The sequence below is a fragment of the Tenacibaculum finnmarkense genome, assembly GCF_900239185.1.
Lineage (GTDB): Bacteria > Bacteroidota > Bacteroidia > Flavobacteriales > Flavobacteriaceae > Polaribacter > Polaribacter finnmarkensis.
The window spans coordinates 85,867-100,121 of the sequence record NZ_OENA01000085.1 but is presented as its reverse complement, the minus strand read 5'-3'; the positions used below and the strand labels follow the sequence as shown (position 1 = coordinate 100,121).

12 protein-coding genes are annotated in these 14,255 nt (G+C 30.6%); 6 read left to right on the top strand and 6 right to left on the bottom strand.

The window, feature by feature from the left end:
• Positions 1-6: 6 nt before the first annotated feature.
• Entirely contained in the window at positions 7-984 is a 978-nt protein-coding gene (locus tag AQ1689_RS10385; RefSeq protein WP_101956036.1) for an HmuY family protein, read from the top strand.
• Between the two features lie 79 nt (positions 985-1,063).
• On the opposite strand, the gene uvrA is transcribed toward AQ1689_RS10385, so the two are convergent.
• Positions 1,064-3,862, bottom strand: coding sequence for an excinuclease ABC subunit UvrA (gene uvrA, locus AQ1689_RS10380; protein WP_101956035.1), 2,799 nt, complete (start codon positions 3,860-3,862; stop codon positions 1,064-1,066).
• 224 nt (positions 3,863-4,086) lie between these two features.
• On the opposite strand from uvrA, the gene AQ1689_RS10375 reads away from it, so the two are divergent.
• The gene (locus AQ1689_RS10375) at positions 4,087-4,674 is read left to right on the top strand and encodes an RNA polymerase sigma factor (RefSeq protein WP_101915877.1); all 588 of its coding nucleotides are present in this window, start codon (positions 4,087-4,089) and stop codon (positions 4,672-4,674) included.
• A 239-nt stretch (positions 4,675-4,913) separates the two neighbouring features.
• Here AQ1689_RS10375 and AQ1689_RS10370 read toward each other — a convergent pair whose 3' ends face one another.
• Positions 4,914-5,588 carry an endonuclease III domain-containing protein gene (locus AQ1689_RS10370; RefSeq protein ID WP_101956034.1) on the bottom strand — a complete coding sequence of 225 codons (675 nt, stop codon included), beginning with the start codon at positions 5,586-5,588 and terminating at the stop codon, positions 4,914-4,916.
• A 139-nt stretch (positions 5,589-5,727) separates the two neighbouring features.
• Between AQ1689_RS10370 and bcp the strand changes: the two genes are divergently transcribed.
• Positions 5,728-6,180 (top strand): thioredoxin-dependent thiol peroxidase, encoded by a 453-nt coding sequence (gene bcp / locus AQ1689_RS10365; protein WP_058884547.1) that lies wholly within the window; start codon positions 5,728-5,730, stop codon positions 6,178-6,180.
• A gap of 85 nt (positions 6,181-6,265) precedes the next feature.
• On the opposite strand, the gene AQ1689_RS10360 is transcribed toward bcp, so the two are convergent.
• From AQ1689_RS10360 to AQ1689_RS10345, 4 genes are all read right to left on the bottom strand, one after another.
• Entirely contained in the window at positions 6,266-6,904 is a 639-nt protein-coding gene (locus AQ1689_RS10360) for an alpha/beta hydrolase (protein ID WP_180947578.1), read from the bottom strand.
• A 77-nt stretch (positions 6,905-6,981) separates the two neighbouring features.
• Positions 6,982-7,308, bottom strand: a complete 327-nt coding sequence (locus AQ1689_RS10355; protein WP_101956032.1) for a hypothetical protein — start codon at positions 7,306-7,308, stop codon at positions 6,982-6,984.
• A 2-nt stretch (positions 7,309-7,310) separates the two neighbouring features.
• Positions 7,311-8,570, bottom strand: coding sequence for a dihydroorotase (locus AQ1689_RS10350; RefSeq protein WP_101956031.1), 1,260 nt, complete (start codon positions 8,568-8,570; stop codon positions 7,311-7,313).
• Positions 8,567-10,510, bottom strand: a complete 1,944-nt coding sequence (locus tag AQ1689_RS10345; protein WP_101956030.1) for a BatA domain-containing protein — start codon at positions 10,508-10,510, stop codon at positions 8,567-8,569. The genes AQ1689_RS10350 and AQ1689_RS10345 overlap by 4 nt, the downstream gene beginning before the upstream one ends.
• A gap of 564 nt (positions 10,511-11,074) precedes the next feature.
• Here AQ1689_RS10345 and AQ1689_RS10340 point away from each other — a divergent pair.
• From AQ1689_RS10340 to rlmF, 3 genes are read left to right on the top strand one after another with little or no spacing between them, the layout of a single operon-like run.
• The gene (locus AQ1689_RS10340; protein WP_101915870.1) at positions 11,075-11,728 is read left to right on the top strand and encodes a class I SAM-dependent methyltransferase; all 654 of its coding nucleotides are present in this window, start codon (positions 11,075-11,077) and stop codon (positions 11,726-11,728) included.
• A 4-nt stretch (positions 11,729-11,732) separates the two neighbouring features.
• Entirely contained in the window at positions 11,733-13,325 is a 1,593-nt protein-coding gene (bshC, locus tag AQ1689_RS10335; RefSeq protein ID WP_101956029.1) for a bacillithiol biosynthesis cysteine-adding enzyme BshC, read from the top strand.
• Position 13,326: 1 nt separating this feature from the next.
• Positions 13,327-14,184, top strand: a complete 858-nt coding sequence (gene rlmF / locus AQ1689_RS10330; RefSeq protein ID WP_058884554.1) for a 23S rRNA (adenine(1618)-N(6))-methyltransferase RlmF — start codon at positions 13,327-13,329, stop codon at positions 14,182-14,184.
• Positions 14,185-14,255 lie beyond the last annotated feature (71 nt).

Here is a 14,255-nt window from a genome sequence, read left to right as displayed (position 1 = left end):
TAAAAAATGAAAATTTTAAAATCAATTTTGCTAATCTTTTTAGTTGCTTTTATAGCTGTTTCTTGTAGTGGAGAAGATACGCCAGAGATGAATAACGACATGGATATCGAAGGTGTTTTTAGTCGAGATTTTGATGTGCAAGGAAATATTCATAGAGCAACCTATAGTATTTCTTCGGATAAAATCACTTATAATTTAGCGGGTTTACATACTGCAAGTTATACCATAGGAAAAGAGTTTTATTCAAGTAAAGATAATCGTTGGATTGGAATTTCTGAAAATGATAATTCATTTTATGTGTTGTTTTTTAAGGAGGTAAAAGACAGTGAATTTACCATGTATAAAAAAGAGGTGAAATCATTAGAAGAAGGAAAAACTACAGCTGTGCCAAGTGCAGATGACGCTAAAAATCATGGTTGGAATACATATCAAAAAAACTTACCAATTTCAGGAACAGTCAAAAACTTACACGCAAAACAACTTACCGATTATGCGGTAAATCCTGCAACGGCTTCAGGTGAATTTGTAAAGTTTAGCTTTAAAAAAGGAGGAATTGTAACCGATAATAATTGGGATATCGCCTTTAGAGCCACCACAATTATCGTTAATGGAGGAGTGGCAACAGGAGTTAAAGAAGAGCCAAAAAGAACAGGAGAAGCAAGTATCGCTTTAGCCTTAGGAACTTTTTCAGAGATTACAAAAGCCCCCGAATCTGCTCGTTTTAAGCAAGATGAAAAAGGAATGTTAGCCTTGCCAAAAAGTTTGTGGTACACTTATAATTTTTCTGACCACAGTATAAATCCTGTAGCAGGAAAAGTACTTGTTGTAAAAACGATTGATGGGAATTATGCTAAAATAGAAATTTTAAGTTATTATAAAGATATGGACAGTTCAAATTCTGCCGATCCTAAAAATTCAGGTGCACAATATTATACTTTTAACTATGTGTACAATCCGACTGTTGGTGATAAAAACCTTCAGTAAGTAAGAACTATTGAGTTTTGTTAATTTTTGTTATGTTAAAGCTGCTTATCCCGAAAAGGTTAGGCAGCTTTTCTATTTTTTATATCAATTTATCGGCTAAATAATGCGCTGTAAAAGAGTCTTTATTTTTGATTAAATCTTCTGGAGTTCCTGTGAAAATTAAATTTCCACCATTTTTTCCGCCTTGCAAACCAAGGTCAATAATATAGTCGGCACATTTAATTAATTCAATATTATGTTCAATTACGATAATCGAATGTCCTTTGTTAATTAAAGCATTAAAAGAGCGTAGTAATTTTTTAATATCATGAAAATGAAGCCCTGTGGTAGGTTCATCAAAAATAAATAAAGTTTTATCCTTGGTGTTTCCTTTCATTAAAAAAGAAGCTAACTTTATACGTTGCGCTTCTCCACCCGATAAAGTTGATGACGATTGCCCTAATTGTACATATCCTAAGCCAACATCTTGCAAGGGTTTTAGTTTACGAGAAATTTTAAATTGTTCTCGTTCTTCGAAAAAAGTAACAGCATCGTCAATGGTTAAATTTAAAATATCATCAATAGATTTTTTACCAAAATGAACTTCTAAAACCTCTTTTTTAAAGCGTTTTCCGTGGCAAGTATCGCATTGCAAATGCACATCTGCCATAAACTGCATTTCAATAGTAACTATTCCCTCGCCCTTACAAACCTCGCAACGTCCTGCATCAACATTAAAAGAAAAATGTTTTGGTTGATAATTTCTGATACTCGCTAATTTTTGAATTGAAAATAATTTTCGAATATCATCGTAGGCTTTTATGTAAGTTACCGGGTTTGACCTTGAAGAACGTCCGATAGGATTTTGATCGATAAATTCGACGTGTTTTATGCTTTCAAAGCTTCCTGTAATCTCGGTAAATTGTCCCATTTTTTCGCCATATCCAAGCAGTTTTTTCTGCATCGCAGGATATAAAATATTTTTAACAAGCGTACTTTTTCCACTTCCAGAAACTCCTGTAATAACAGTTAGGGTATTTAGCGGAAAAGAAACATCAATATTTTTTAAATTATGCTCACGAGCACCAATAATATTGATGGTGTTTTTTGATGTTTTACGTGTTTTTGGAATATCAATTTTAAGTTCTTCGGATAAATACTTAGCCGTTAAAGAGTCCGATTTCATAATAGCATCAAAAGTTCCTTGGGCAACCACATTACCGCCATAAGTTCCTGCTTCTGGGCCGATATCAATAATATAATCGGCGTGTTTCATAATATCTTCATCGTGTTCTACCACAATAACGGTATTTCCTAAATTGCGTAAATTTTTTAAAACTTCAATGAGTTTTTCGGTATCTTTCGGATGTAACCCAATGCTCGGTTCATCTAAAATATACATAGAACCAACTAGTGAACTACCTAAGGATGTTGCTAAATTTATTCGCTGACTTTCGCCTCCAGAAAGGGTGTTGGAGGTTCTGTTTAAAGTTAGGTAATTTAAGCCAACATCTGTTAAAAATCGCAAACGATTTTTAATTTCAGTAAGCAATCGTTTTCCTATTGTTAATTCGTGTTTATTGAGTTTTAAAGTATTAAAAAACACTGATAATTCATCTAAAGGAAGTGTTACTAACTCGGAAATTATTTTTCCATGAACCTGTATATAATTGGCTTCTTTTCGAAGTCGTTTTCCATTGCAATCGGTACAGCTTGTTTTCCCTCGATAGCGAGAAAGCAATACTCTATTTTGAATTTTATAGCTTTTTTCTTCCAATTTATTGAATAAATCGTGTATTCCTTCAAATTTATTGGTTCCGTTCCAAACCAATTCTTTTTGAATTTCAGAAAGTTCAAACCAAGGTTTATGAATTGGAATATCAAAATCCATGGCATTTAAAACCAGCTCATTTTTATAGTGTTTATAGCTGTCAGTTTTAAAAGGAAAAATAGCATCTTCAAAAATAGATAAACCTGTATTTGGAATCACCAATTCTTTGTCAATACCTACAACACTTCCGTAACCCTCGCAGGTTGGGCAAGCCCCGTAGGGATTATTAAAACTAAATAAATGGGTATTTGGTTCTAAAAAAGTAATGCCGTCTAATTCGAATTTATTGCTAAATTCTGTAATTGTTTTATCGCCTAAATTTTCAATAAAACAGGTTCCTTTTCCTTCAAAAAAAGCGGTTTGAATAGCATCGGCTAAACGATTGTAAAAATCATCTTCATTTTTAGTAACAATTCTATCAACAACTAAAAAAAGTCCTTTTTCTTCGGATGTAGCATAGTGATCAATAGGGAAATCTTCAATTCGAACAACGTTATTATTGTATTTTATACGGGCATATCCTTGTTGAGTTAACACCTGTAAAACGGTTTTTAAATCCCTTTTTTCGTTGATTGTTATAGGAGCTAAAAGCAATAATTTACTACGTTCTTCGAATGTTTTTATAAAATTGACAACATCAGAAACCGTGTGTTTTTTTACTTGGCTACCCGATATTGGCGAAATGGTTTTACCAATTCGAGCGTATAAAAGTTTTATATAATCGTAAATTTCGGTTGAGGTTCCTACCGTAGAACGAGGATTGGTAGAATTTACTTTTTGCTCAATAGCAATAGCGGGTGAAATACCTTTAATATAATCGACCTTTGGTTTGTGTAATTTTCCTAAAAACTGACGCGCATACGACGACAAACTCTCTACATAACGTCGTTGTCCTTCGGCATATAAAGTATCAAAAGCTAGGGTTGATTTTCCAGAACCTGAAAGCCCTGTTATTACTACTAATTTATTACGAGGAATAACAACATCAATGTTTTTTAAATTGTGCAAGCTAGCACCTTTTATAATGATATTTTCTTTGGGATTGATGGCAGAAAGGTCTCTTTTCATGTACTTAAAAAATAAGCGATAAAAGTACGATTTCTCAATTAAATAAGCGGAAAAGGCTTTATAGTTTTTTTAATAAAAATGGAATAATTCTTGTTTTTATGAAAAAAAAATCACATATTTGAAGTCTAATAATCAATTAATTACAGCCTATACCTAAAAAATTACTTTTAAGAATCCTCCCCCTTAACAAAAGAGTGCTTAAGGTGCTCTGTAAAAAAGTAATTATGGTATATAAAGATATTGTAAGCGATAGCGTTTTAGTAAAAGACTACATTAACGGAAAAGAACTGGCGATAGAATTATTAATTAAGCGTCATCAGCAACGTTTGTACAGTTTTATTTATAGTAAAGTACAAAATAGAGACACTACAGAAGATTTATTTCAAGACACTTTTATAAAAGTAATCAAAACATTAAAAAAAGGAAATTATAACGAAGAAGGGAAGTTTTTACCTTGGGTTATGCGTATTTCTCATAATTTAATTATTGATTTTTTTAGAAAAAATAATAGGATGCCTAAATTTAAAAACACGGAAGATTTTGATATTTTTTCGGTGTTAGCAGATAGTAGTCTAAATGTAGAAAACAAGATAATAAAAGAGCAAATACTAGCAGATGTAAAAGAGCTGTTAGAAGAATTACCTGAAGAGCAAAAAGAAGTATTAAAAATGCGTATTTATAACGATATGAGTTTTAATGAAATTGCTGAAAATACGGGGGTAAGTATCAATACTGCTTTAGGAAGAATGCGTTATGCTTTAATTAATATGCGAAAAATAATTGAAAAAAATAATATACTTCTAGTTAATTAGGCAATAATGGTGAATTTTTATCGTTAAATACTTGAAAACAATAGGTATATATGATGAAAGTTTACTTAGATAAATCTTCCGATTTCAAAATGAACCCCAAAAAAGAAACGATTCAGTTTTTAATTAACTTTTCTAAATCATTAAGTGTAATTAAAACTAAATCTAATTATCTGATTGAATTGAATTTGAATTAGTTTGAAAAAGCTTCAACAAAATAAATTGTTGAAGCTTTTTTATGCCTATAATTTACTTTTTTTTAGATTATTTTTCTTGTAATAATCATCTAAAACCGATTTTCTTCCGATGGTTTTGGTAATAATATCTTTTTCTAAATTCCAACCACGAGCAGGAGAATATTCCCGTCCGTACCAAATTATTTGCAAATGAAGATCGTTCCATATTTCTTCAGGAAATAAGCGTTTTGCATCTTTTTCAGATTGCACAACATTTTTTCCATTGGTTAAATTCCAACGATATAATAAGCGATGAATATGTGTATCAATAGGAAATGCAGGAACTCCAAATGCTTGGCTGATGACCACGCCCGCAGTTTTATGCCCAACGGCAGGTAATTCTTCTAAATACTCAAAACTTTGAGGAACTTTACCGTTATGTTTTTCAATCAATATTTTTGATAAACCGTGAATTCCTTTTGATTTCATTGGCGATAAACCACAAGGACGGATAATTTCCTTAATTTCTTCGACACTCATTTTTACCATATCGTAAGGATTATCTGCCTTGGCAAACAATAAAGGCGTAATTTTATTTACTCGAACATCGGTACATTGTGCCGATAATAACACCGCAATTAACAACGTATAAGGATCTTTATGATCTAAAGGAACAGGTATTTCTGGATATAATTCAGCTAGTGTATCAATAACAAATTGCACTTTTTCAGCCTTGGTCATTCTTTGTGTTTTTTAAGATTATTTGACAAGAAATAAGTCTCAAAGATACAAACTAACAAAGAACAAGTGTCAATTTATTGATAATTCAAAGCAACGTTGTAACTTTGATAGTAGAACTAACTATTCAAACTCAAAAATTATGACAACATTACAAGTAGGAGATGCCGCGCCAAATTTTGAATCGGTAGATGAAAAAGGAAATGTGGTAAAACTTTCAGATTATAAGGGTAAAAAATTAGTCTTATTTTTTTATCCGAAGGCAAGTACGCCAGGTTGTACTAATGAAGCCTGCGATTTAAGAGATAATTATCAATCTTTCTTGGCAAAAGGCTACGCTATTTTAGGAGCAAGTGCCGATTCGGCAAAGCGTCAACAAAAATGGATTGACAAACATGATTTACCTTTTCCTTTATTAGCAGATGAACAAAAAGAAGTAATTAATGCTTTTGGTATTTGGGGACCTAAAAAATTTATGGGACGTGAATATGATGGTATTCACAGAACCACTTTTGTTATTGATGAAAATGGAATCATCGAAGATATTATCAGTAAAGTAAAAACCAAGGAACACGCAAGTCAAATATTAGGCTAATTTTTTGCTTATTTATGATAAAAAAACATCAAATAAAAAACCGAGTTTTAAGCTCGGTTTTTATAAATTTACTATAATGATATTTTTACAAACGTTTTTCTATCCAAGTTTTAAAACTGTAAAAATTTTGAGGCGCAACACCATGCCCAACATTATATTCTGAATAGTCATTTTTTAAGTTGTTTTCCTCTAAAAATACAGGTGCTTTTCTAGCCCAATCCACAGGAATTACTTGGTCAACCGTTCCGTGAGAAATATAATAATCAGTTGTGATTTTAGTGTTTTCTTGCTGATTTTTGATTAAATTTTCATCAATATAACCACTCAACGCAATAACATGTTGCACTTTATTGGGGTAATTTAAACTCAAGGCATAACTTAAAATAGCACCTTGACTAAAGCCTAAAACAAAAGTTTTCTCAGGATTCGTGTTGTATTTTTCTTTAATTTTATCAATAAAACCAGCAATTTTAGTTACAGATGTTGCTGCTTGTTCTAAATCTGAAAACTTACCTTTAACGGCATCAAAATTAATGGCATACCAAGCAAAAGCACCGCCACCCATTTGGTAAGGAGCTTGTGCGCTAACAATTAGTAAATCTTCAGGTAATTCTTGTGCAAACGAAAATAAATCGTCTTCATTACTACCATATCCGTGCAATAAAATTAATAACGGTGGATTAGTAGTTGCCTGTTTAGGCTCTCTTACAATATAATTTAGCATTTTAATACATGTGTTTTAATAAAAAAATATGCAAATAAATAATAAAATCTATTCGCATATTTATGATGTAATTTATTTTAAATTCCTTTAAACCAATCTTGAAATTGATCTCCTAAAAATGGAATTAATTTTCGTTCCCCTTTAATGGCAGCCATAAAGCTGATAATCCAACTAACAAATAATAATATACTTACAGCATAGCCAGCAAAACCTCCTAAATATTTAAAAATAATTAATCCATTTAAAAAAGAAAGCAGGTGTATACCAAGCATTTGTTTAGTGTAAAAACTAGCAAAACTATTTTTTGTATTTAGGTTTAATATAAAGGCAATAATAGTTCCGATAATCCAAAAATGACTAATTATTGCGGTCATTTTTCCATCGCTTATAGTAACACTATTCATAATTAGTTGTTCAAAATTAGTTGCTTATTATTATAAATTCCATAAACTTTTCCTTTTAGCTCTTTCTCTAAAAAAACACTGTTTTTTGAAGTAGATAAAATATCTTCTTCAGTAAAAATAGACGTTCCTTCAGGAGTAAAAAATGATAAATTAGCAATTTCATTTTCTTTGATACTTGTTTTTTGAAGCCCAAAACGTTCTTTCGGATTATCAGATAAACAAGTTACAATCGTTTCTAAATCTAAGACTGAATTTAAAACCCCAAAAGCAGTTTCTAAACCAATACTTCCATCTTTTGCGTTCGAAAATTCTACTTTTTTATGCTCAATATCAATCGGGTTATGATCGGAAGTAATCATGTCAATCGTTCCATCTTTAAGCCCTTTTAATAAAGCATTAATATCATCCGAAGTTCTTAAAGGCGGATTTACTTTTTTATTTCCATCAAATTGATGCAATTCATCATCGGTTAAAAACAAGTTATGAACCGCTACACTACAAGTAACATCCAAGCCTTTCTTTTTAGCTTCTTTAATTAATTGCACTGATTTTTTAGTGGAAATAGTAGGAATGTGTAATTTTCCACCTGTATATTCTAATAAAAATAAATCACGAGAAACTTGTAATTCTTCGGCTAAAGCAGGGATTCCTTTTAATCCTAAAAGTGTACTGTTTTTACCTTCGTGAACGACACCTTCGCCAGCAATCGAATTATTTTTAGGAAAACTAAGTGCTAATCCGTTGAAGTTTTGCGTATAAAGTAAGGCTACTTTTAGTAAGTTATCGTTAACAATTGGCTTTTTATAATCGCCAAAAGCAATTGCGCCAGATTGTTGCATATCGTACAATTCCGCCATTTCAATACCTTTCGATCCTTGAGTTAAGCTACCGATTGGATGCAAATTTGTGGCAAATCCGTTGGCTCTATAAATTAGAAATTCAACCGCTGCTTTGTTGTCAATAACAGGGTTTGTGTTTGGGTTTACAGCAATATTTGTAAAACCACTTTTAGCCGCTACTTGTAAACCATTTTTAATGGTTTCACGCTCTTCGTAACCTGGTTCTCCCAAGGAAACACTAGTGTCAAACCAACCCGTAGAAACGTGTAAGTTATCAAGTTTTATAATTTGATATTCTTGTTTGTCGGCAATATTACTATCAATTTTAGTAATAATTCCGTCGGTAATTAAAATATCTTTAGTTTGTTGGTGGTAAGGGCTATGAGCATCAATAATAGTTGCCGATTTTAATAGCGTTGTCATGGTTTAAAGAATTTTAAGATCAAAATTTCAACAAGCAAAGATACAATGGCAATTAGTAAAAACCATTTCCAAAGCCATTGAATTTTATGTTCGTTGTTACTATTTATTAAGGTTTGTTTTACCGAATTAGAAATTGTTTTATTTTCAAGGGTTTTTATATTTAAAAAATGTAACAAACTCTCTTGCTTCGGATAATTAAACGCCATGTTTTTTAAAACGTTTTCTTGTTGTTTTATCTGATAAAAACCAGCGCTTAAAGGCTGGCTATTTGTAGTGATTTTCACACTATTTTGAAGCGCTTGTTGTAGCGGAATAAACGAGTTTTTAGTATTTGAAATGCTAAGAATATTATTTTTTGAAGTTACGCCATTAATAGCAATACTATTTTGTGTATCAATGGTATAATAACTTTTAGAAAGTTGTAAACTATGTTTGGCAATACTATAAAAAACAGGCACAATTAAAGGCGAATTTATAAAATTACTAGCCTCTTTATTTAGCGGAGAAGCCAGAAAATAGACTGTTGAGTTTTCCGTATTTACTTGCTGTATAAACGGACGTTTGTTTTCAAAAGACAACATGGTATTACTGCTTTTAAAAGCCGTATTATAAGCTGTTTTAACAAAAGGATATTGAAAATTTTTAATTTCTTTTTCAAATACATTTTTAAACAACGGATGCTTGTAATTAATTGTTGTAATTTTTAAACTGTCGTTTTTTTGATGGTTGTTTGTGGTATTTATACTTCCTATTTTAAGCTGTTTTAATAAATTATTGTAAGAAGAAATATATGTGTTTTTAGCAGGGATAATAACTAAATTTCCACCTTTTTTAGAATAATCAATTAAACTTTTTATGAGTGTTTCAGGTAGTTTATCAATTTCATTTAAAACAATAAGATGTTGTTTTTCAATTAAATTATAATTTAAGTTTTGTGTATTTAAAGCTTTAAAATCAAATTCATCATCACTATAAATTCGTTTTAAAAAGTTAGTGTTTTTACCAATAGATAAAATTTTAATTTTAGAATTGGCATTAATTGCGAAATAAAACGAATTATCAAAAGAGTAGGTATCTTTAAAGTTTAATTCAATTTTACCTAAAAAATCAGCCGTGTTAACAATCGAAAACACTACTTTTTTACTGTCATTTTCTGCAATAGAAAAAACCTGTTTATTAATTAGTTTTTCGTTGTTATAAAGTGAAATCGGCAGTTCTTTTTTTGCACTTCCTTGATTTTTAATGCTAATTTCAATATCAAAATTATTGGTTGTACTGGTGTTTATAAAAATACTATCAATAGATATATTATTTTTTTCTTGCGGATTTAATTGCACCAAATTAGTGTTTTCAGGCAACTGATTAAGCGCTGTATTTTCAATATTTTGAAAATCAGAAATTATAATATTTTTGGTGTTTTTATTTTTTAATAGCTCGCTCGACATTTTTAAGAAAACCGTTTTTAACGCCATTTTTTTAGCCGTATTTTTAACGTTTAATAAAATATCGTTCAATTCATCAGCTGTTTTATGCTGAAAATAATTGGTATTTGTCAGCAAAGAATAGCGTGCTTTTTCTGATGTGTTTTCAATGATTTCTTGTATCGAAACTTGTAATAAATCGCCTTTTTCACCTGCTGTATTTGTACTTAAAGAAGTATCTAAATAGATAAATAAATGTTGCTGTTCATCACTTTTATGATTGCCAAAATAAGGCTGAGCAAAGGCTAAAATTAAAGCGGTAAGCAACAATAAACGCATAGCTAAGATCAACCATTTTTTTATGCGAGAACTTTTACGTGTTTGTGTTATTAATTTTTTTAAAACCGCTACATTGGTAAAGGTAACTTTTTCAAAACGTTGTAATTGAAATAAGTGAACCAATATCGGGATCAGTAAAAAGACTAAAAAATATAAAATTTCAGGATGTTTAAATTGCATAGTTTTTTGCTGTTATAAGCGTACTTTTTTAATGATTAATTAGCGTTTTTAAAGGTAGTAATTTTTAGTCAAACAGGTGTTTTACGATCTAACTTGATATTTTATTTAAAACCCTAAGATTAATTTGAAGCAATTTCCCGCTTTGCGCACTCGCTTTTTTTATTTTTTTTAAAACGAAAAAATAAAACAGCCCTCAAACAAAGCTTCAATCGGGGCTAGGCATTTTTACAAACAAGTAAATTACAGCACAAAAACCCACTTTTTATTCCTTAGAATATTACAAGCCATCGGTTCGATAATTTTTTTAGCATCAAATAAAACAATTCAAATTCTCAATACAATTTTAATTATTTTTAGTCATTAAAATCATTATAATTGACAACTATTAATCAAAATTATCAATAAAAAAGCTAAAAACAACAGTAAATCAGCAAGCGAAACTCAACTAAATTTAGTTTGAAACTAGTGTCGCTATTAAAACCGTTTGAATTTATAAATTCATAAAAAAATGTTAGATTATTGTATTGTTTTCGGCATCCTATCAAATTTTAGTATTTTTGAACTATGACGACAAACAAAAGTGATTGTAAAATTTCACAAAATAAAGCACATTGGAATGCTGCTTATACTAACAAATCAACGCAAGAATTAGGTTGGTTTGAAGAAAAATCAACAAAAACCATTGATTTAATTACAAAAACAGGTTTAAAATCAACAGCAAGTATTTTAAATATAGGTGTTGGTTCGTCCTTATTAATTGATGAATTATTAGCCGAAGGTTACACTAATTTAATGGCAAATGATGTGTCAGAAAAAGCCTTGAATATTTTAAAGGAACGACTTGGCGAAAAAGCATCAAAAGTAACTTTTATTACCGATAATTTACTAGCGCCTGAAAAGTTGCAAAACCTCGCTCCTGTTGATTTATGGAATGATAGAGCAGTGTTGCATTTCTTTTTAGAGGAAGCAGAACAAACAGCTTATTTCAATTTATTAAAACAAATAGTGGCGGATAATGGTTTTGTAATTATTGCTGTTTTTGCTTTAGATGGCGCTGAAAAATGTTCAGGTTTGCCCTTAAAACGCTACAACACCGAAATGTTACAAGAAAAGTTAGGTGCAGGATTTTCATTAATAACGGCATTTAACTACACTTTTATAAATCCGAATGGCGGAGAAAGACCGTATATTTACACCTTGTTTCAAAGAAAAAAATAAGTCTATGAAAGTAACAAATATCCCTTTTAAAAAAACTGGTTTTTTCTCTAAAACAATGCTCGATTATTTAGAGGAATCAGCAGAAATAACACCTTTTTATGATAATTTTTCATCTTTAGAAGGTTTTGAAAAGCAAATAGCAACGAAAAAAGCTCATTTTTCAAAAGACACAAGAAAAACACTTGTTACTGCCTTAGAAAAACAATATTTAAAAGTAACAACAACAGCTAGTACAGCGCAAAATATTGCGAGTTTATCTTCAGAAAACACCTTTACAGTAACCACAGGGCATCAGTTAAATCTGTTTACAGGACCGTTGTATTTTTTATATAAAATTATTACAGCCATTAATTTAGCGGAAGAATTAACGGCAAAATATCCGAAGCAAAACTTTGTGCCTATTTATTGGATGGCTACCGAAGATCATGATTTTGAAGAAATCAATTACTTTAATTTTAAAGGAAAAAAAGTACAGTGGAATTCTGATCAAACAGGTGCTGTCGGGCGTTTTTCAACCCAAGGATTGGCAGAAGTTTTAGCGGTGTTTTCAGAACATTTAGGCGCTTCAAAAAATGCGGTATTTTTAAAGGAATTATTCGAAAAAGCCTATGTAAAACACGCAAATTTAGCCGATGCAACCCGTTATATTGCCAATGAATTATTTGGTGAATATGGTTTGGTAATTATTGATGCCGATGAAAAATCGTTGAAAAAAGTATTTATTCCGTTTATCGAGAATGAATTAAAAAGTCAAACATCGTATAAAAAAGTAAGCGAAACTATTAAAGATTTCGGTAAAAATTATAAAATTCAAGTAAATCCACGGGAAATTAATTTGTTTTATTTAACCGATAAAATTCGAGAACGTATTGTTTTTGAAAATGATATTTATAAGGTAAATAACACTGATATTTCTTGGGATTTAAACGATTTACTAGAAGAAGTTGCTCAATTTCCCGACCGATTTTCACCAAATGTAATTATGCGTCCGTTGTATCAGGAGGTAATTTTACCAAATCTTTGCTATCTTGGTGGGGGTGGTGAATTGGCGTATTGGCTAGAATTAAAAAGTTATTTTGAAGCGGTAAAAGTGCCGTTTCCTATTTTATTATTACGAAATTCGGCACAGATAATTTCTGAAAAACAAGCAACTAAATTAACCAAATTAACCATTAGTTTAGAAGATATTTTCTTGAAACAGCGTGAGTTGCTTAAAAAGAAAGTATTAGAGATATCGGAAGAAAAAATAGATTTCACCGAGCAGAAAGAGTTTTTAAAGCAGCAATTTGTTACTTTACGAGCATTGGCTGAAAAAACAGATGTTTCCTTTGTAGGCGCTGTAAATGCACAAGAAAAGAAACAGTTAAATGGTTTAGAATCTTTAGAAAAACGCTGGTTGCGAGCAGAAAAACGCCGACATAAAAACTTTGTAGATAGAATTGTATTTTTGCAAAACGAAATATTGCCAAATGGAAGTTTAGAAGAGCGTCAACGAAACTTTTCTGAATATTATTTAGCGCACGGAAATATTTTGATAAAAGAATTAAAAAAAGGGTTAAAACCTTTAAAATTAGAATTTACAGTACTGATATTTTAGCATGGAAGATAAAAAAGGATTACACGAGAATAACAAGCACAAAGATGGATACGATTTTAACTTTTTAAAAGAAAAATATCCTGCAATTTCGGAGTTTATTATTGAAAAATTTGATAAAGAAACCATTGATTTTTCAAATCCAGTAGCGGTTAAAGAATTTAACAAAGCCTTATTGGCGGCATATTATAATATTAAAGATTGGAATTTCCCTGATGCAAATTTATGCCCTCCAATTCCTGGAAGAGCTGATTATATTCATCATATCGCCGATTTAATTAGCGATAAAGAAGAAAAAGTTACCGTTTTAGATATTGGTACAGGAGCAAGTTGTGTATATCCATTATTGGGTGCATCGGCTTATGATTGGAATTTCGTAGCGGTTGATATTGATTTAGATTCGTTAGATTTTGCACAAGATATTATCGATGATAATAATTTAAGCGATAAAATTACATTACGTCATCAAATTGATGAAATGAATATTTTAAAAGGAATTATAAATGAAAACGAGTCGTTTACTATAACGATGTGTAATCCGCCATTTTATAAATCGGCAAACGAGGCAAGAGGAGCGAATTTAAGAAAATCGAGAAATTTAGGAAATAGCGCCGTACGTAATTTTGCAGGAAATCATAATGAATTATGGTATTTAGGAGGTGAAAAAGCTTTTTTACATACTTATTTATACGAAAGTTCTTTACAGCCAGAATCGAGTAAATGGTTTACAAGTTTAGTTTCAAGAAAAGAAAACGTAAAAAACTTACAGGTTTCTGCTAAGAAATTAAAAGTAAAAGAATTTAAAGTAATTCCGATGAGCCAAGGAAATAAAGTAACACGTATTGTGTGCTGGAGGTTTTAGATTTTGTAAATAAAATCAACTTTTAATAAAATAGTTAGTTAAAATTAGACCTCACAGGTTTTTAAAACCTG

Excerpts from the sequence above, each read along its gene's own strand:
- AQ1689_RS10345 (WP_101956030.1), bottom strand. The coding sequence starts at position 10,510 with ATGCAATTTAAACATCCTGAAATTTTATATTTTTTAGTCTTTTTACTG.
- AQ1689_RS10360 (WP_180947578.1), bottom strand. The coding sequence starts at position 6,904 with ATGCTAAATTATATTGTAAGAGAGCCTAAACAGGCAACTACTAATCCA.
- AQ1689_RS10385 (WP_101956036.1), top strand. The coding sequence starts at position 7 with ATGAAAATTTTAAAATCAATTTTGCTAATCTTTTTAGTTGCTTTTATA.
- AQ1689_RS10340 (WP_101915870.1), top strand. The coding sequence starts at position 11,075 with ATGACGACAAACAAAAGTGATTGTAAAATTTCACAAAATAAAGCACAT.
- bcp (WP_058884547.1), top strand. The coding sequence starts at position 5,728 with ATGACAACATTACAAGTAGGAGATGCCGCGCCAAATTTTGAATCGGTA.
- uvrA (WP_101956035.1), bottom strand. The coding sequence starts at position 3,862 with ATGAAAAGAGACCTTTCTGCCATCAATCCCAAAGAAAATATCATTATA.
- AQ1689_RS10375 (WP_101915877.1), top strand. The coding sequence starts at position 4,087 with ATGGTATATAAAGATATTGTAAGCGATAGCGTTTTAGTAAAAGACTAC.
- bshC (WP_101956029.1), top strand. The coding sequence starts at position 11,733 with ATGAAAGTAACAAATATCCCTTTTAAAAAAACTGGTTTTTTCTCTAAA.
- AQ1689_RS10355 (WP_101956032.1), bottom strand. The coding sequence starts at position 7,308 with ATGAATAGTGTTACTATAAGCGATGGAAAAATGACCGCAATAATTAGT.
- rlmF (WP_058884554.1), top strand. The coding sequence starts at position 13,327 with ATGGAAGATAAAAAAGGATTACACGAGAATAACAAGCACAAAGATGGA.
- AQ1689_RS10350 (WP_101956031.1), bottom strand. The coding sequence starts at position 8,570 with ATGACAACGCTATTAAAATCGGCAACTATTATTGATGCTCATAGCCCT.
- AQ1689_RS10370 (WP_101956034.1), bottom strand. The coding sequence starts at position 5,588 with ATGACCAAGGCTGAAAAAGTGCAATTTGTTATTGATACACTAGCTGAA.